The 18,912-nt window shown below is 38.3% G+C and carries 18 protein-coding genes; 7 read left to right on the top strand and 11 right to left on the bottom strand.

All coding sequences use genetic code 11. The features are described from left to right. Positions 1-22: 22 nt before the first annotated feature. From M2R48_RS11615 to M2R48_RS11605, 3 genes are all read right to left on the bottom strand, one after another. Positions 23-1,114: a 3-deoxy-7-phosphoheptulonate synthase gene (locus M2R48_RS11615; RefSeq protein WP_004719768.1), complete on the bottom strand. Its 1,092-nt coding sequence runs from the start codon at positions 1,112-1,114 to the stop codon at positions 23-25. A gap of 143 nt (positions 1,115-1,257) precedes the next feature. Beyond that, entirely contained in the window at positions 1,258-2,136 is an 879-nt protein-coding gene (locus M2R48_RS11610) for a sulfite exporter TauE/SafE family protein (RefSeq protein ID WP_034615589.1), read from the bottom strand. 356 nt (positions 2,137-2,492) lie between these two features. Beyond that, entirely contained in the window at positions 2,493-3,389 is an 897-nt protein-coding gene (locus M2R48_RS11605; protein WP_004821988.1) for a DUF4198 domain-containing protein, read from the bottom strand. 101 nt (positions 3,390-3,490) lie between these two features. Here M2R48_RS11605 and M2R48_RS11600 point away from each other — a divergent pair, with 101 nt between their 5' ends. Genes M2R48_RS11600 through M2R48_RS11590 form a run of 3 tightly spaced genes read left to right on the top strand, consistent with a single transcriptional unit; the run spans position 3,491 to position 7,189 of the window. Continuing rightward, a complete protein-coding gene (locus M2R48_RS11600) occupies positions 3,491-5,047 on the top strand; it encodes a DUF2271 domain-containing protein (RefSeq protein WP_262086222.1) in 1,557 nt (518 codons plus the stop codon). Positions 5,048-5,095: 48 nt separating this feature from the next. Then, on the top strand, positions 5,096-5,686 hold the full coding sequence (locus tag M2R48_RS11595; RefSeq protein ID WP_262086221.1) for a PepSY-associated TM helix domain-containing protein: 591 nt from the start codon (positions 5,096-5,098) through the stop codon (positions 5,684-5,686). Between the two features lie 12 nt (positions 5,687-5,698). Beyond that, the gene (locus M2R48_RS11590; protein ID WP_262086220.1) at positions 5,699-7,189 is read left to right on the top strand and encodes a sulfite reductase subunit alpha; all 1,491 of its coding nucleotides are present in this window, start codon (positions 5,699-5,701) and stop codon (positions 7,187-7,189) included. A gap of 207 nt (positions 7,190-7,396) precedes the next feature. Here M2R48_RS11590 and M2R48_RS11585 read toward each other — a convergent pair whose 3' ends face one another. Both M2R48_RS11585 and M2R48_RS11580 read right to left on the bottom strand, forming a co-directional pair. Further along, positions 7,397-8,887 (bottom strand): amidase, encoded by a 1,491-nt coding sequence (locus M2R48_RS11585; protein WP_262086219.1) that lies wholly within the window; start codon positions 8,885-8,887, stop codon positions 7,397-7,399. A gap of 22 nt (positions 8,888-8,909) precedes the next feature. Further along, positions 8,910-10,385, bottom strand: coding sequence for a GGDEF domain-containing protein (locus tag M2R48_RS11580; RefSeq protein WP_034615571.1), 1,476 nt, complete (start codon positions 10,383-10,385; stop codon positions 8,910-8,912). A 253-nt stretch (positions 10,386-10,638) separates the two neighbouring features. Here M2R48_RS11580 and M2R48_RS11575 point away from each other — a divergent pair, with 253 nt between their 5' ends. Further along, positions 10,639-11,127 carry a hypothetical protein gene (locus M2R48_RS11575; RefSeq protein WP_004821977.1) on the top strand — a complete coding sequence of 163 codons (489 nt, stop codon included), beginning with the start codon at positions 10,639-10,641 and terminating at the stop codon, positions 11,125-11,127. Between the two features lie 115 nt (positions 11,128-11,242). Here the strand turns inward: M2R48_RS11575 and accC are convergent, their stop codons facing one another. The 4 genes from accC to M2R48_RS11555 form a co-directional block, all read right to left on the bottom strand. After that, positions 11,243-12,607: an acetyl-CoA carboxylase biotin carboxylase subunit gene (accC, locus tag M2R48_RS11570; protein WP_004719789.1), complete on the bottom strand. Its 1,365-nt coding sequence runs from the start codon at positions 12,605-12,607 to the stop codon at positions 11,243-11,245. A gap of 16 nt (positions 12,608-12,623) precedes the next feature. Next, positions 12,624-13,043 carry an acetyl-CoA carboxylase biotin carboxyl carrier protein gene (locus M2R48_RS11565; RefSeq protein WP_004719790.1) on the bottom strand — a complete coding sequence of 140 codons (420 nt, stop codon included), beginning with the start codon at positions 13,041-13,043 and terminating at the stop codon, positions 12,624-12,626. 17 nt (positions 13,044-13,060) lie between these two features. After that, entirely contained in the window at positions 13,061-13,516 is a 456-nt protein-coding gene (aroQ, locus tag M2R48_RS11560) for a type II 3-dehydroquinate dehydratase (RefSeq protein WP_004719793.1), read from the bottom strand. 235 nt (positions 13,517-13,751) lie between these two features. After that, the gene (locus M2R48_RS11555; protein WP_262086218.1) at positions 13,752-15,068 is read right to left on the bottom strand and encodes a Y-family DNA polymerase; all 1,317 of its coding nucleotides are present in this window, start codon (positions 15,066-15,068) and stop codon (positions 13,752-13,754) included. Between the two features lie 351 nt (positions 15,069-15,419). On the opposite strand from M2R48_RS11555, the gene M2R48_RS11550 reads away from it, so the two are divergent. Continuing rightward, positions 15,420-15,626 (top strand): hypothetical protein, encoded by a 207-nt coding sequence (locus tag M2R48_RS11550; RefSeq protein WP_262086217.1) that lies wholly within the window; start codon positions 15,420-15,422, stop codon positions 15,624-15,626. A 135-nt stretch (positions 15,627-15,761) separates the two neighbouring features. On the opposite strand, the gene M2R48_RS11545 is transcribed toward M2R48_RS11550, so the two are convergent. Together M2R48_RS11545 and M2R48_RS11540 are read right to left on the bottom strand one after the other, a co-directional pair. After that, positions 15,762-16,961 carry a winged helix-turn-helix domain-containing protein gene (locus tag M2R48_RS11545; protein WP_262086216.1) on the bottom strand — a complete coding sequence of 400 codons (1,200 nt, stop codon included), beginning with the start codon at positions 16,959-16,961 and terminating at the stop codon, positions 15,762-15,764. 107 nt (positions 16,962-17,068) lie between these two features. Next, entirely contained in the window at positions 17,069-17,608 is a 540-nt protein-coding gene (locus tag M2R48_RS11540; RefSeq protein WP_262086215.1) for a LexA family protein, read from the bottom strand. A gap of 137 nt (positions 17,609-17,745) precedes the next feature. Between M2R48_RS11540 and M2R48_RS11535 the strand changes: the two genes are divergently transcribed. Both M2R48_RS11535 and M2R48_RS11530 read left to right on the top strand, forming a co-directional pair. Next, positions 17,746-18,084 (top strand): hypothetical protein, encoded by a 339-nt coding sequence (locus M2R48_RS11535; protein ID WP_262086214.1) that lies wholly within the window; start codon positions 17,746-17,748, stop codon positions 18,082-18,084. Positions 18,085-18,103: 19 nt separating this feature from the next. Next, entirely contained in the window at positions 18,104-18,484 is a 381-nt protein-coding gene (locus M2R48_RS11530) for a hypothetical protein (protein ID WP_004821964.1), read from the top strand. Positions 18,485-18,912: the final 428 nt, after the last annotated feature.

The following is an 18,912-nucleotide window of genomic DNA, read 5'->3' as shown; positions in this document are numbered from 1 at the left end:
GTAGATGGCGTTTTTATATTAATTAACGATTTGGTAAAATTTCTTTTAAAGCTGCATCCATTTCCAGAAGCGCTTTTTCAGTGGTTTCCCAATCGATACAACCATCAGTCACCGATTTACCATATTCTAAATCAGCCAGATTTTCAGGAATATCTTGGCGTCCACCTTTGATATGGCTTTCAACCATAATGCCGACAATAGATTTATTGCCATCTAAGATCTGTTCAGTGATATTTTTCAACACAAGCGGTTGTAAATACGGATCTTTATTTGAGTTGGCATGACTGGTATCAATCATGATTTTATTGCTGACTTTGGCTTTTGCTAACGCATTTTCCGCTTCAGCAACAGAGCCCGCATCATAGTTCGGCTTACCATTACCACCACGTAATACAACGTGTGCATAAGGGTTACCGCTGGTACGAATCACTGAAACTTGGCCTTCGTTATTTAAACCCAAGAAACTATGACCATGTTTAACAGACTGCATGGCATTGGTTGCAACGGTTAAACCACCATCTGTACCGTTTTTAAAGCCTACAGGTGAAGAAAGACCAGAAGACATTTCACGATGCGTTTGGCTTTCCGTTGTACGTGCACCAATCGCAGACCATGAAATAAGATCTTGGTAATATTGTGGTGAGTTTGGGTCAAGCGCTTCAGTTGCACAAGGTAAGCCTTTATCGTTTAACTCAAGCAATAGTTTGCGACCTAAACGTAGACCTTTTTCAATATTAAAAGAATCATTCATATCTGGATCATTGATCAAACCTTTCCAACCAACGGTTGTACGAGGTTTTTCAAAATAAACACGCATGATGATATATAAAGTATCTTTTACTTTTTCACTTAATACTTTTAAACGATTTGCATAATCATGTGCTGCAACAGGGTCATGAATAGAACAAGGGCCAATCACAACAAATAGACGTTTATCTTTACCATCTAAAATATTACGAACAGTTTCCCGACCATGAAGTACAGTTTGGTAGGCATTTTCATTTAATGGTAATTCAGCTTTAAGTTCCGCTGGGGTTACCAGCGTTTGAATGCTTTGGACATTCACGTCATCAATATCTGATTGAGTAATTGGATTTGAATTTAATGTATTCATTGCCGTCACTGGGTATTAGAAACATACAGAAAGTATTTTTAGTGGTCAGAATATAACACGAATTGGCCGAAGTTTTGTCATAAATAAATCATTAAAACTTTGCGGTCAATTCATAATTATTAGTTATCAATAAAAGCTTAATTTTAAACCTGTGGTTGTTGGACGGATGGCGTCACCATTGCAGCCTGTGGTTTTTCTACAGGTTTGGATTTAACTGGGTTTAAGATAAAGTTAATACCCAAGGCAAATAGGGTGATCCCCAAAACCTTGCGAATCATTTTTTCTGGCATTTTAGAACTGATCAAGGTCCCCACCACAATTGCAGGAATTGAGCCCACCAGTAACCATCCAAGCAGATGAAAATCTACATTGCCAGATGTCATATGCGCAAAACCAGCAACAGAGGTTAATAAAACAGCATGTACCACATCAGAACCAATGATACGAATCATCGGTAAATTTGGAAACATGAGGATCAGTGCCATGATACCAAATGCGCCAGCACCTACAGAAGAAAGGGTCACGAATACGCCCAGTACAATCCCCATAATCACAACATAAGTGCGTTTGCCTTCAATGTTGAAATTATTGGCTTCATGAAAATCTTGTTTTTCTGCACGAAATTTGGCAAAGAATTTTTCAATTCTAGAACGGAACACGATAGACAAGCCTGTTATGGTCAGCATAAAGCCTAACACCATGGTTAAAATGGCTTTGTAGTGCGTTGAACTGCTGAGGTAATTGTCTAAAACCCAATGGGTGATAAATGAAGCAGGGACACTGCCCAAGGCTAACCAGAGAACAATCGGCCAAACGATATTGAGTTTTTTAGCATGAACCATTGAGCCACAAAACTTAGAAATAGCCGCATAGAGTAGGTCTGTTCCGATTGCGATGTGTGGTTCTATTCGAAATAAACTAATCAGGATGGGGGTCATAAGAGAACCACCGCCTACACCAGTAATACCTACACAGAAGCCGACTAAAACGCCAGCTAGAATAAACTCAACAGGACCAAACATGACTTATATTGCCAGATATCAAAAAACAGGCATATCTTATGACTTTTTTGTATAAGTGGTTGTCTTGATTGTTGATTTGCTTATGCAAAAAAATGCTAAAGTCTTTTAACTTTAATGTAATGCAAGTTTTTATATCTATCTAATTGATTATTATTCTAAATTTTGATTGGGTCATCTTTGATGGGTTGAAAAATGATCATTTGAATTGAATCATATTGGTATTGAAAGTTGCTTCTCCCTCTGGGAGAAGGCTAGGATGAGGGTGCTTTTATGTCGATTTATGCTTTTAAAAACACTTGTAAAAGAACTTAATAAATATACTAATTATTAAATAAAAATTAAGATCTTAATAGAATTTATTCAGCAACCTCAACGGTTAGACCATAAGTAAAAATTTCACTTTCTGGCTTTTTGCTATTGTCAGGATTAGCCTCTGGATAAGAAGTCGTAATCAAATAAATTCCAGGTTTTTCAAATTTAACTTCCACTTCACCTTTTGCATTGGTTTTTACATGTGGTTGTTCACGTTGCGCACTGGTTTCATAACTACTGGCGCCTTTAAACACATCAATCTCAAGGTTTGGTACAGCTTTGCCATTGAGTAAAATCTGCGCTTTTAATGATTCACCCGCAAACAACTCATTTGGATGGGTAAAAAACTTAACTTCAAATCCTTTATTGCTGACTGCTGGAACAGGGCTTGGTTTGCCTTTGGTGACAAAGCTTTCAGCAATAATATTGTTTTTAACCTCTAAGGTTTGTGCATTTGCAGGGACTTGGTCTGCTGAAACTGAACGTGGCGGTTGTGGTGGTGTTACTGGTTTTTTTTCAGCATCGGCTTTTGGTTGTTCTGGTTTAGGCGCTTGCATATTTGCATTTTGTGGACGTACGGGGCGGATACGTAACCAACGACCATCTATAAGGGCATATTTACTACTATTCCCTAAAGCATTATCTGTACGGATACGGTAAGTCCCTTCACTTGGAAGATCAAACTCAGCAACATTAAAGCGTTTTAATTCGGCAGCAGGGTTTATTTTTATTTGCTGACCTTTAGGATCTGTAAGGAGATAGCTGGTTTTAAAGTTAATGCTGGGAACAAAAAATTTTTCAAGGGTCAGTGAACTCTGAAAGCTTACATTTTGGGATGCGCTGGTATCAAAAACTTCAGGGAGAATAAAAGGGCTGATGGTATGTGCAGAACCAACTACGGGTAATGCAGATAGCAAGGCAATTTTGAGCCATTGATTCATTTTAAGCGTCCTGTAAACTTAAGTTAAAATATTTTACATAATGTACTTGATAACAAGTATCATTATCAATATTATTTTAACAAAATTCAGAGACTATCCGTATGTCCTCATCAAGCAGACGTTCACCCTCAACTCGTGCCGTATTTCGTCTTTCGCCTCTGGTCATGGCATTAGCACTGATATCTCCACTGCATAGTTATGCAGAAACAGTGCAGGTTTCTGCTACAAGTAATAACCATGTTGGATTGGAAAGCCATCATTTCCATCGTGATCATGTTTTGGGTACATCTTTAGATGTGGTGATTACTGGAACTTCGCAACAAGAAGCTGCTCGTGCAACAGCTGTAATCGAAAAAGAAATTTCTGATTTGAATCAAGTGTTATCTACTTGGCAAAATGACAGTGAAATTTCGCAACTCAACCAACAAAAGCATCTCACAGCATCTTCGGATTTGTATCAAGTCATCGCTGCATGTGAAGCTTGGCGTGGTAAAACCTGTGGCGCATTTGATGCGCGTTTAGGCAATTTGATTACAATGTGGCAACAGGCCAATGGTGTGATTGAAATTGATCAAAGTACACGTGATCAATTAGTTTCACAGTTGCAAGACAACAGTGTTCGCTTGGATGAAAAAACAAAAAGTGTGCAAATGGATAGCTCTGTTACTTTTGCACCAGATGGCTATGCAAAAGGTTATATTATTGATCGAGCTTTAATTGCAGCACGTCAAGCGGTCCCTAATTTAAAAGGTATTTTACTGGATATCGGTGGTGACATGCGCGTTTGGGGAACCTCACCCAATCAAGCGGGTTGGAATGTTGGTGTACAAGATGCCTTTAATCACTATGACAATCTAGCACCAAGCCAAGTTTTAAACTTAAAAGACCAAGCGGTCGCATTCAGTGGTCAGGGTTATCGTAGCCTGGCGGGGCAATCTCATCTTTTAGATCCACATACCGGTTTGCCAATCCAACATGTTGAGCAATGTGTAGTTGTTGGAAAATGTGCTGCGGATGCAGATGCTTTAGCAACAGCCTTAACTGTGATGAAGCCAGCAGAAGGCATGCAACTGATCGAATCTTTGCTCGGTTATGAAGCTCAACTGACACTATCAACGGGTGAAACGCATCAAAGCACAGGTTGGAATGCTTTGGTTCAACTGCCACAGCAAGCAGATTTTCATAATGTTGCAGCAAATGCTTCAGCAAAATGGCCCGCAGGTTATCAAGCGGTGATCGATTTGGTTGTTCCCAAATTGGTTGTGGAAAATTATCGTGCACCTTATATCTCGATCTGGGTGACCGACAGTGATAAAAAATTAGTGCGGACACTTGCAGCTTGGGGCAAAGACCCGAAATGGATTAATTCAAACTATGTATGGTGGCGCCGTTATGGTCGTCAAATAACGAACTTGGATGCAGTTGCTAAACCGTCACGCCAACCGGGTAATTATAAACTGGCTTGGGATGGTAAAGATGACAATGGTAAAACTGTAGATGCAGGGCAATATCAAATACATGTTGAAGCTTCACGTGAGCATGGTGATCATTCTTATCAAACTTTTAACTTGGACGTAAAAGCAAAAGCTTCCTCTCAAAATTTACCTGCACAAAAGGAAATAGGTATCGTCAAACTGAATTTCCAGAAAGTGAATTAATTTGCTGACTATGCCTGTTCGGATAAGCGTTTTGATGAGAGTCTAATTGTGTATCAACGTCGAGATTTTTACCGCCATGCACGTTATGTGCATGGCTGGTTATCAGCTTTTGCCTTTATTGTATTAATCTTTTTTGCTGTTACGGGACTAATTTTAAACCACCCTGAATGGTTTACCCCTGCAACAGATGAACATACTGAAACGATTACCTTACCTGAAAATGTCCTGACTCAAATTAAAGACCAAGAGAATCCAAGCACTCAAATCGTAGATTATCTACGACAACATCATGCAGTCATTGGTCGTTATAAGAGTGGTGAAGTCACGGACAATGAGGTCATGATTCATTTGGCAAGCCCAGCAGGTTCAACAGATATTTGGGTCACTTTAGACAATGGTCAAGCTGAAATTACGCTTAAACCAGCCTCTACCGTTTCATTGATCAGTGATTTGCACCGTGGAAAAAATGCGGGTAAAGCATGGACTTGGCTGATTGATATCAGTGCAATCATCATTACGATCTTATCATTGGCAGGCTATATCCTATTTTTAAGTATTAAGACTCGCTTAAAAACACATCTTTTCTTGACGGTATTCAGCTTAGCGCTATTGATGCTTCTGGTTTGGACAGTGGTATAAAAGGTTAGAACAATGACACATGCTGTACTGACTGTACTTATATTTTTAGCAATCTTGTTTATATTTCATGGCATTTTTCTGTTGCTTTTATTGAGACCTCAATCAAAACGCAATTTAACTCAAAATGCAGATGAATATTTGATTGTATATGCAAGTCAGTCAGGGCAGACAGAAAGTTTTGCTTTGCAAACAGCCCAGCAATTGTCTGCTTCAGGTTATTTGGTTCAGTGCTTGAGTATTGAACAGGTGAATGCCGCTTTATTTAAACGTAGCTTAAAGATTCTATGGATCGTTAGTACTTATGGCGAGGGTGATGCACCAGATTCAGCACGTCAGTTTGTTAAAAATGTAATGACAAAGTCATTTGATTTAAATGACATTGAGTATGCTGTATTGGCTTTTGGTGATTCGCATTATGCAAATTTCTGTAATTTTGGTAAACAATTGGATTTATGGTTAACTAAAAACCATGCACAAGCTTTGTTCCCCATGATTTGTGTTGATCAACTTAACCCTACAGGTCTGACGGAATGGCAAACTCAACTTGACCTAGTTTTGCCGCAATTTTTCGTTCAACCTGTTCAATTGACACAACATCCATTTCATTCTGTGGTTTTATCTGAACGCCATTTGTTAAATCAAGGCAGTTTAGGGCATCCAATGTATCATCTTGTGTTTACCGAAGTTGAAGCATTATGTTGGAAATCTGGTGATATTCTTGAAATTCAATGTGCCAATACAGATTCACAAATCAAGGCATTTTTAGATCATTTTAATCTTCAAAACTCCAGTGTGTTTCAGGCTAATCATCCAATAGAATTATTGCGGTTTAAGAATTTACGTTCATTTGATGCCATGCAACATTCAACGGCATTTGAGCAATGGTTGGCACAGGCAGAAGACTTACCGATTCGTGAATATTCGATTGCCAGTATTACATCGCAAAATCAGATTGAGTTGGTGGTCAGACGAGAAGTTCATCAAACAGGTTTAGGGCTGGGTTCGGGCTATCTTACCCATGCGCTGGCTTTAGGTGAGCAAATTTCTTGTCGAGTTCGTTCAAATCCTGCATTTTATCTGCTTCAAAATGATCAGCCTATTATTCTGATTGGAAATGGTTCTGGGATAGCAGGCTTGATGTCACATATTCGGCAACGCGCAGAATGGTCTTTTCAGCAAAACTGGTTGATTTATGGTGAACGTCAGTACCAAGTTGACCTTGGCTTTGCAGATCAATTGAATCTATGGCAACAACAGTGTGTACTACCGCAAATTGATTATGCGTTTTCACGTGATACAGATAATCAGAAATATGTACAAGATTGTGTATTGGAGAAATCAGCACAACTTAAACAATGGATTGAGCAAGGTGCATCAATTTACATTTGTGGTAGTTTAAAAGGGATGGCACAAGGGGTTGAAACAGTATTAATCGATATTTTAGGTGAAGATCAGTTTGAGCAGTTGATTGAACAAAAACGTTACTTACGTGATGTATATTGATTGCGTTGTGTTTCTCATTTTTATAAAGAGGATTAAAGTAATGAACTAAGAATAGTCTTACGAAAGCAAACTTTATAACTTATGGAAATTATACTCTTCTATAAAAAATGAATATGTATGATTGAAAAGCTTGCAATGCCACGCTATTCTCAAAAAATATTCACACCAGTACCAGATGTCTAATGTGAATATTCATGCAGATAAAATTTATATCGCAATACCTTTATATTTAGCTGCCCAAGGTTGCGCTTGCTCCAATTGTGCCGCCAGTTGTAATAACACATCCTCACGTCCAAAAGGTGCAATAAATTGTGAACCTAAAGGCAGATTATCTTTATTCCAATATAAAGGTACTGACATGGCAGGTAAGCCCGTGATATTGGCCAATTGAGTGAATGGAACCCATTGCAAATTATTTTTAATCATCTGCTCAACCAGCTTACCTTTTGCCAGTAAGTGGGCTTGATCGACTTTGAGCAAGGCTTTTAAAATCGGAACCTGCCAAGATGGTGTTTTTACCTCACCATTTTTAGGTGCAACTGAGGCTGTAGACGGAATCAGAAATAAGTCATAATGCTCAAAGAAATGGTTCATTCTTGCAACATAAACACCCCAGTTATTGAGGTTGTTAATATAGTCCACAGCAGAAGCTTTGGCACCAAATGCTGCAATTGCCAGTGTATCTAATTCAAAATCTTGGTCTGTTGCGCCAAATCGCTGTTTGACTTGATTGACTGTATAAGCGCATTGACTAAACCATGTGGTAATAAAGTCTTTGGCAAGCGCCATACCGTCAATCTGAGGCGTCGCTTCTTCAACAATATGGCCTAAAGATTCTAAAAGTTTGGCGGTTTTTTGAATGGCTTGTACTGCATCTTTTGAAACTTTGGTTCCAATTGGGGAAACAGTGGAAAAACCAATTCGCAAACGTTTTGGGGCTTTTTCAATAATGTCTAAGTAGCGTTCAGTTGGACTTTGGATATTGAAAAGCGCCGTGCGATCTGAGCCTTGAGTAGCATCTAACATTGTGGCACTGTCACGGACTGATTTGCACAATACATGTTGCATTGCAGCCCCATGCATTGCTTCACTGATTTCAGGTCCCCAAGGTGTACGTCCACGACTTGGCTTTAAACCAAATAGGCCACAATACGAGGCTGGAATTCGAATAGAACCACCTCCATCACTCGCACCTGCAATTGGTACGATACCTGCTGCCACGCCAGAAGCAGAACCTCCAGAAGAACCACCACTATTGTGTTTTAAATTCCACGGATTTTTGCAACTGCCCCAAGCTTCAGGTTCAGTGATACCTTTAATGCCAAACTCTGGCGAATTGGTTAAACCAAAAGTAACCACGCCCGATTTTACCCAGCGATTGACGATTTCTGAGTTTTCTTTGGCAATATATTTAGCATTTTTAAATGCTTTAGAACCAAATGAAGTTGCGACACCCGCATATTCTTGGTGTAGATCTTTGAGTAAAAACGGCACACCTGAAAAGGGGCCAGTTGCATAGTTTTGGGTATTTTTTAATGCCTGTTCATAAATCGGAATAACGATCGCATTAATTTTAGGATTTACCAGTTCAGCACGTTGAATTGCGATTTCTAATAATTCATGTGCTTGTACTTCTTTATTTTGAACAAGCTGTGCTAAACCGATACCATCATATTGAATATATTCTGAAAATTTCATAGCTTTCCCTTGCTGTTCTGAGTTATTGGGCAAATATCTTTTGGTTTTGTTCGATCGTGGTTTCTAGACAAAGTTGATTTCTACCTTTTTCCTTGGCTAAATACAAAGCATCATCAGCCCGTTTAATCAGCTGTTGAAAAGGTATGCAATAGGGTAAAGTCTGATAACTTAAGCCAATACTGACGCTGATATTTAAGCTACGCTGATCATCTAAATGAATCGGGGTATTAAAAACGCTATTACAAATTCTTTGTGCAATGGCAACACTTTGTTCTAAAGATAGATCTTTTAATAATATAGCAAACTCTTCGCCACCTAAGCGACCAAATAGATCATTCGCACGAATTTGTGCTTTGACTTGATGGGTAAACTCTTGCAAAACATAATCGCCAATCACATGGCCATATTGATCATTAATTTTCTTAAAATGATCTAAATCTAAAACCAAAATCGTGACACTGTGTGCTTGTTGCTTTTCAACATCTTCAGCAATGGTACGTTCACTTTCTTCATAGAAATAACGACGATTGAGTGTGGTGGTGAGACCATCATGATTGGCTAAGTATAAGATTTGGTGATAAAGCTTTTGGCGATTTAAACTGATAATAGCAAGGGTTAAAGGCCCTAAAGCCAACATCATTAAACCGATGCGTACAGACAGTGTGGTGCCCAAATAGGCATCTGGAGATTGAGCAATATAATATGCAGTCAATGCATTATAGAGCAGCATACATACTATACAGTTAATGATAGAGACAAAGAACAAATTATAGCTTAGTGCAGCCCAGACCAGTGCTGCAATGGGGAACATGATTGCACCTGGTCCCAGAAAAAAATGAGTCAGAATGACCGATAAAATCACGCCCAACAGCGGAAGAAATTTTTCGTATTGAAAAGGCTGTTGTTTAAATTGTTGGATATGGCTTTGAATGGTTTTTTTATCTGGGATTGCCAATATAATCGGTAAAAAGGCAATGACATTGAGGATTTCACCCGTCCACCACATGCCAAAATCAATCCAGATTCTATCCATAACCATAAAGGTATTTGGTAAATAAGGGACTGTTAGACTTGCAACGATTGGTGAGGCTAAACAACCGCCAAAGGCACTGATTGCAAATAAGTATAAAAATGTTAGGCCTTTATTATATTGTTTATAATCCAGTTTAAAAAAACGAATCAGTCCTAATGTGACCAAGGCATGAGCTAGATTGGCCAAAGTCAGAAAGAAGGTGATTAAAAATGAATTGCCAGTAAGCAGATCTGCGAGCATAAAGGCGGTAAATGCGCCAATCCATCCCCCTATATTTTTTAAGCGATGAAACCTTAAAAAAAGTCCAAGTAAAACAGCATTTGCGGGCCAAAAAATGGCAAGAAAGGATAAGGGTCTACCAAATATTCCAGCCAATGCGCAGACAAAAATAATCATTGCAATAATAAAAAATGCAGAGATGTTGTCTTTAAGCGTTTGACTTAAATATGCGATAGCTCGAGGCAATTTACTAACCTATTCTAAAGAGGGATTAATCTCTAAGCCAATATTTTATCTGGCTCTGCTAAGGTATTAATAAGTAATCATATCTATTTATATCGATAAATCAATAGTTTTAGTTACCTTAATTCGGGTTCGTCACAAAAATGTTTTTGCATAGAGTAAACAAGAAAGATTGTTCATATATGGTTAATTTTACATGTTTTATTCTAAATCTATGCTAATTTATGTCTGATGAAATATTACATACAGACTTGGTATGAAAAAAACAGCACTTATAATTTCTTTATTGCTTAGCCTTTCACCTTTTGCGAGAGCTGAAACAGTTCAACCTCAAGCAACCAATCCTGCGACTGTGGCTGCAACCAATACCACAAGCACAATTCGTATAAATACTCGCCCTGAAATTTTAGGCTTATGGGGCATGGAAATTCCAGAAAATAAGAAATGTACAGAATATTATAATTTCCGCGGTTCCAATGAAGTGGTGGTGAATAGTGCCAAAGAGTGGTCAATTGGTCTGTTTGACTATCAGCCTTCACCCGATAATACGCTGGAAAAGCCACCCGCATTAATCATGCAAATTCGCTATGAAAATAATGAAACAGATTGTTCGGGGCGTAAAGAAGATCAGTCGGGTGAAGTTACCCAATATTTTGTGAAGTGGGTTAATAAGAACACTTTGAATTTTTGTATTTCTGACAAAGGTGATCAATGCTTTGCTACTTTACGTAGAGTCTTGCCTTAAGTTGATTTAAAGCATCAATGCTTGGCTAAATAATCAAGCATTTGCTTTAAAATAAAAAACCTCTGATTTTACAGAGGTTTTTTATTGGCTTTTTTACTGGATTAGAGGATGCATATTAAGCATCTTTTTCATGTCCTTGAACTTGTTTTAACAAGTGTTTTTCAAGGTAGTGAATATCCATTGCTTGTGAACAGAAGTTTTTGTCTTCAAGGATCAGATCTTTATGTAATGGAATATTGGTTTTAATTCCAGTTAAGATCATCTCATCCAAGGCTTGTTTCATACGGGCAATCGCAGTTTCACGATCTTTACCATAAGAAATCAACTTTGCGATCATTGAGTCATAATACGGAGGAATGCTATACCCTTGATAGATATGAGAATCTAAACGGATACCTGCACCGCCTGGCGCATAGAATGATTCAATTTTACCTGGTGATGGTAAGAAGGTCGACGGATCTTCTGCATTGATACGGCATTCAATCGCATGACCTTCGATTTTAATATCTTCTTGTTGAAGATTTAAACCTAGACCCGCAGCGATACGTAATTGCTGTTCAATAATATCTACACCAGTTACTTGTTCAGTCACAGGATGCTCAACTTGAACACGGGTATTCATCTCGATAAAGAAGAATTCACCATCTTCAAATAAGAACTCAAAAGTACCAGCACCACGGTATTGCATCAACTTACATGCATTGACACAGGCTTCAAGAATATGCGCGCGGGCTTCTTCTGGTAAACCCGGTGCAGGTGCTTCTTCAAGCACTTTTTGATGGCGACGCTGTAAAGAGCAGTCACGGTCATATAAATGAATCGCTTGACCATTACCATCTGCTAAAACTTGTACTTCAACATGACGTGGTTTTTGCAGGAAACGTTCCATATAAACCGTATCATCACCGAACCACATCTCAGCATCACGTTGTGCAGCTTGAACCGATTCAAGTAATGTATCGACACGTTCAACAATACGCATTCCGCGACCACCACCGCCTGAAGCAGCTTTTACAATCAGCGGGAAACCAATTTCTTTGGCTTCAGCCAACGCATTGTTGGGTGTCACTGCATGTGCTGAACCAGGAACTGTTGGTACACCTGCTTTACGCATCGCCGTAATTGCAGAAACTTTATTTCCCATTAGACGAATATGTTCAGGACGCGGTCCAATGAAAATAAAGCCTGAGTTTTCTACAATTTCTGCAAATTCAGCATTTTCAGATAAGAAACCATAACCGGGATGGATAGCATCTGCGCCTGTAATTTCTGCTGCGGTAATAATGGCAGGAATGTTTAAATAGCTTTCGCTACTCGCTCCTGGACCTATACATACTGCTTCATCACAAAAACGTAAATGCATCAAATCTTTATCAGCATCTGAATAGATGCCGACAGTTTTGATTCCTAAAGTTTTACAAGCTCGAGTGATGCGTAACGCAATCTCACCTCGGTTTGCAATTAAAACTTTTTGCAACATATCAACCCCCGAGGTATTACGCGCGGTAGCGGAATAAAGGTTGACCGAACTGGATTACATCACCATTTTTTACTAAAATTTCTTCAACTACACCACTTTGAGTTGCTTCAATCGGGTTCATAATTTTCATTGCTTCGATGATCCCGAGAGTTTCACCTGCAGAAACAGTTTGACCTACATTTACAAAGGGTGCTTCACCCGGACTTGGTGCTGAATAGAACACACCAACCATTGGAGACGTTTCTACTGCACCACGAGAGGCAGCTTTAACTACAGGCGCTTCAGCGGTTGGGAGGGCAATAGGTGCTACACCAGCAGCAACCACAGGATTACGGCGAGTTAAAGCAATCGATTGATCGCCTTCTTTCACTTCAATTGCTTGAAGATCAGATTCGATCATCAAATCGATGAGCTTTTTAATTTTGCGAATATCCATGGGTTCGTATTCCTAAATTATGATTGGGTTGAAGATTTAAGTTTTTCGATGGCGAAATCAAGTGCAAAAGAATAGCCTTTGGCACCTAAACCACAAATGACGCCAACGGCTTTATCTGATAAATAAGAATGATGTCTAAATGCTTCACGTGCATGAACATTAGAAAGATGTACTTCAATAAATGGAATCGCAACGCCAAGTAGGGCATCACGTATAGCGACTGAGGTATGGGTCAGCGCGGCAGGATTAATAATGATAAATTTTATGCCGTCTTGTTGTGCTTGATGAATACGATCGACCACAGCACCTTCCCAGTTGCTTTGAAAAGTATCTAAACTTATATTGGCTTGACGTGCTTGGAGACTCAATTGTTGGTTAATGTCATCCAATGTGAGGTGACCATAGACCTCAGGTTCGCGCTTTCCTAGCAAGTTTAAGTTTGGTCCGTGAATGACCAAAATGGTCGAACTCATTGAGAGTGCTCCAATTCAAAAGTCGCAAAAAAATTTGCAAGATGTCTGCAAAGTTTGCATATTATGGCATATTTTTCCACAAATACTTTATATTTTCTTTGAATCGTCGCGGAAACGCAGTGCCTTGTATGGGCTATATAATGTTAATTTTGTCTGTAAATGGCAATGTTAAAATATGACATTTTTAGCAGATGTTTTACAGAGACTTTATTTTAAACTGAGTGACCAAAACTATTCATTTGATTTGTGTAACAGCCATATGACTATCGTCAATAGATAAGATCTCACTATAACGTGTTGTATAGCTTGGAGACCGATTTTGCTGGCGCATTTTCCATGTTTCTTGGTTGGAGTGATAACCCACTTGTATACAGTCTGAGCCAAAGCGTTGTTTCATACTTGAGAGCGTATCCATAAGCTGATCACGTTGCTGAATAAAGTCTACAGGATGCCATAAGTCATTGATGTGCTGGCTTTTGCTATGCAGTGCTGAGAACATCACAGCAACTTTTACATACTTTAAATTTTCTTTAAATAAAACATCAATTTGCTGTAATGCTGACTTGGTTAAAATCATCAAATCATCTGTTGCATACATCAAGCCAATGACACTGCTTTGTGCCTTTTTATAGGGCGCTTGTGCAACTTTTTCATATAAGGAAACATGCACAACAGCACATAGCTGTCGTTGCTTGCTCAGTCGTTGATGTGCACGATTGACATGGAAAATAATGGCTTGTTTGATAATCTCAGCATTGTTTAGAGCAGATGCAAAACTGCGTGAGGATAGGATGCGTTTGGAGGGAATGTCTGTATCGTCCAAAGCAATGCAGGATTGACCTTTTAGCTCACGAATGGTGCGTCCAATGACCACTGAAAACTCGCGTGCAAGGTAATGTTCATTGGCAAAAGTTAAGTCATAGCAATTATAAATATTATAAGCTTGTAAGCGTTTGCTGGTTTTACGTCCAACACACCAGACTTCTGCAACACTGGTTTCGAGCAGTAGGCCTTCAAAACTGCATAAATCTAAACCAGTCAGGTCACAGACGCTATCAAAGCCTATACGTTTCTTGGCAAAATTGTTGGCAAGCTTGGCTTGGGTTTTACTATAGCCGATACCAATGCAACAGGGCAGACCAAGCCATTTTTGGATGGTTTTGATGAGTTTTCTACAGTAATCCTGTAGATCGAATAAGTCTTGGTAAGAGCTGAGATTGATAAAACATTCATCAATAGAGTAGGCTTCCAAATCCTCATCTTTAAAAAAAATCTTTAAAATTTTAAAAAAACGATCTGAAAAATCACCATATAAAGCATAGTTACTTGAAAAGGCGAGTACCCCAGCTTTTTTAGCTTGTTGTTCAACTTCATGCCAAGGGATAGCCATATCTATGTTTAACGCCTTGGCTTCATTGCTTCGTGAAACGACACAACCATCATTATTGCTTAAGACGACAACTGGCTTATTATTTAAACTGGGGTTAAATACGCGCTCGCAACTGACATAACAATTGTTAATGTCGATCAAAGCAAAAATTTGTTCGCTCATGGGCTATCTTGAAAAAGTTACAAATTCAAGTGAAATATTAAAAGATGTTTAAAATAAATTCAAATCAAATCTAGTGTGGATTTGTTCATCCTTTGGGCTGGATGATTAAATCGTCGGTGTGGTGAGATGCAAAACTGACTAAGCACTGTTGAGCTTCGTAGTGGTTTAAGTAATTTAGGTAAAAAGAGTAAATAGAGAAGTGGTTCTTTTAAAAGGTATATCTTAAATTGCAGCTTACAATGTCGAAAAATGAAACATCTCAATGCTTGTATAGAAAACTGAGAGGGCTAAATTAACAGTTGTCGTCGATTTGTACGGCATATCCCAATATTGAAAAGGATGGATATGAAAATGGCTAATCAACAACAGAATCAGCAACAAAATCAGCAACACAACCAGCAGAATGACCAACAAGGTCAACCCAACCAATCTAATCAGCAGCAGAAGCAACACAGTCAGCAAGATCAACAATCAAATCAACAAAACCAGCAAAAGCAACAATCCAACCAACAGGCTCAACAAAATCAGCAAAGCCAACATAAGCCTCAGCAAAAATAGGGCTTTGAACTCATCTTAATCTTAGCTTCTAAATGACAAAACGCCTCAACTTAGGCGTTTTGTCATTTTAGCTATTTTGAATTTTAAACTTCTTCATTTTTAAGTGTCTTGATTTTAAGCTTACGTTGTCGATTACTAAAATCGTTTATTGCTTTCATCAAGGATTTTATGAAGACCTTCATTTATATTTATACATTGATTAAATTGGGCAAAATGGTGTATTTCAGTGTTTAGTGCGCTAAAGAAATGTGCTGGGTCCGCAATAGTATGATTGAGATGTTGCGGTTCAAGATGTAGGCTGATGACTTCAAATTGATTTTTTGCCCGATGCGCTTTGCAATCTATACGTCCGACAATTTGATCCCCATATAAAATAGGTAAACAAAAATATCCAAATACACGTTTAGGCGGCGTCACATAACATTCCAACCGATAATCAAATTTAAACAGGGTATTTAAACGGTCACGATGTATCACCAGATTGTCAAAAGGAGAAAGAATTTTGACTTTTAACTCAATATTGGGGATCTGTTCTAAGGCATCGGTTTGCATATAAAGATTTTGACTCTCTTTGTCACTACTGCCTAATTGAGCTAAAGTGGTGATCACACCTGCATCTAATTGTTCATTGACGATGTCACGCATTGCCTCACGAATCTTTTGCCCAACTTTTAAATGCAACAATTGCTTCCATGCAAACACGCCATGTGCACGGAGCGTGGTATTGAACAAGTAGCGGGCATATTCTTCTAGTGTAGGAACACTCAGATCAAGATGACTTGGGATACAATATTCGGTCAGTTGATAGACTTTTTCCATACCATTACGTTCAGAAATCATCAAATCGCCTTGCATAAACAATTGTTCAATAGAACGACGCGCTAAACTTGAGTTCCACCAGCCTCCCGAATTTTGCTTATTGCCTTGTTCAATGTTGCGTAATCGAATACTGCCTTCAGCTTTCGCCCGAGCCAGAATCTCATTCATAAAAGCTTGATCACCACGATTAAAATAACGATGCTCACCATTTCTAATTGATGTCATATGAGGAAGTGCATAGCGATAATCTTGCATTGGTAAATAAGATGCTGCATGAAACCAATATTCAAAAATATGCTGCTGTTTGACCAGTTGATTTAAATGGCTTTGCTGATAATCTGGAACACGGCTCCATAAAATATGGTGGTGGGCACGTTCTACTACAGAAATTGTATCAATCTGAACATAGCCTAGATGTTCAATCGCATGGCGTGTTCCAGATAATCCTGTACCAAAGGAAGCAGGTGAAATTAGGCCTTGATGAGAGAGTGCCAGACGTCTTAATGATTCAATCATAACAATTATTTTTTTAACCTATTTTTAGTGAGTCTTGGTTACTAGGTGGGTATCACAAATGAAGCTTGAAGGTGAGTAGCACAAACAAAGGCTATGACGTTCAATGATCATTTTAATTTTTTAAGAATACAAGTAACAACACCCCAAATCATAATTTGTTCTTCACTGTGTGGGTGAATATCTGGAAAATCAGGATTTTCTGCTTTGAGCCAAATATCATAAAGTCCTGTAGATACTTTAACTTGCATAAAGCGTTTGACTGTAAATTCATTGTTGATTAATGCCAAAACAACATCGCCGTGTTCAGCCTCTAGGCTACGGTCAATTAAAATTTCATCTCCAATTTCAATACCTGCATTTTTCATTGATAAGGAGTTAACTTTTAACATAAAGGTTGCAATAGGGTTATGAATTAAGTGTTCATTTAAATCAATTTTCTTTTCAGTATAGTCTTGAGCGGGTGATGGAAAACCTGCTGCAACGGTTTCCAAAGGATAGGGAATACAGATGTTGCTACGAAATTCAATTGTACGTAAATCTTGCTTTGAGATAGGCTCAATAATAGAAATAAGAGAATTGATTGTCTTAAAATTTTCTCTTACAGAGCGATCACTTAACTTCGATGGCGGAGTCAAATTTGGCGGCATCACGATTCACCTTGAAAATGTAACATAATCAAGTTTAACAAAATAAACACGCGATGCAAGATTCTTTTGGTGAATTGATTGTGATTGTCAAACTGTCAGCTTACAATTTGACAAAATCCAATCGCTCGGAAATGTACATGTTGCAAGATTTTGTAGAAGAACAGAAATTAGTGTGTGAAGAATTTGACTCTCGATATATCAAAGTCAATGAAACGGATCTCGTGGCTATCGCTAAGCAAACCTTAAGTAAAGAACCGATTGTGGGTTTACGTAAACAGCCAGATGCTGAAAACGTGTCATGGTTTATTTATGGTGGTGAGTTGGAAGAGGGTGAAGATTTTTTTGATGTGATCAGTGTAAAAGAGCTTGAAGAGGTTTTTCCTGATGCGATCCCTTATCTGGCTTTGGAACAAGGCTTTAGATTTATGATAGATGCTGATGAATACGAAGATGTATGGAAAGCAGATGTTTTATAAATAAAAGGTTTGCTTAAGCATGATCTATAGATTTATTTTGACCCTCTGCAGTATTGTTCTGAGTAGTGGATTGAGCACGCAAAGTTTTGCTGAATCATCCACGCAAAAACTCACCCAAGAACAGTATGACCAACGTATACAAACCTATACTGATCAAGTCAATGCAACTAAACATATCTTGGATGAAGCGCATAGCACGATCACTGCGATTGAACAGCATCAAGCATTTTGTTCACGTTTAGATGCTTATCAAGCGATTGCTAGGATTTCGAAAGAAAATTTAGAACTTGATACGGCCAATATGATGTTGGTGATCGCCAATAATTTTTTAGATCGACAAAAACAAAGTATTGAGCAGTCAGGAATGACGCTTGAGCGATTTTGTTCGATTAAGAAATAAACAAAATGTCATTTAAGCCTTATTTTAGTCAGAAAATGATATTTAATTGGCTGAAAATGATAAGTTGTTTTTAAAAAAATGATCAATAATAGACGCATTAAAGCAGTACAAGATTTGATTTTCCCTGGTCTGTATTTTGTGTGGCTTTAAGCGTCAATTGTATGATTGACGCACCCTAAACTCGCTTAATTGCGAGTTTTTTAATGCATTTTTTATGGATTTTATTTGCCTGAATATCGGAAAAAGATAGCAAGCCAATTAAAAAGAAAATAACCACTCAAAAAAGAAACAGAAAAATCAACCAGCATTCGTTTTTGCGTAGAATTTTAAAAAGAAGAAAAGGACAATTCAAGATCGTGGATAAAGCCAAACAGGCTGAAGCACTTGAACAAAAGCTGAAAATTTTGCTATATACTACAATCATATAA

It is taken from the genome of Acinetobacter sp. I-MWF (assembly GCF_025433935.1).
GTDB lineage: Bacteria > Pseudomonadota > Gammaproteobacteria > Pseudomonadales > Moraxellaceae > Acinetobacter > Acinetobacter guillouiae.
The sequence above is the reverse complement of the archived record's forward strand: the minus strand, read 5'-3'. Positions and strand labels throughout refer to the sequence as shown.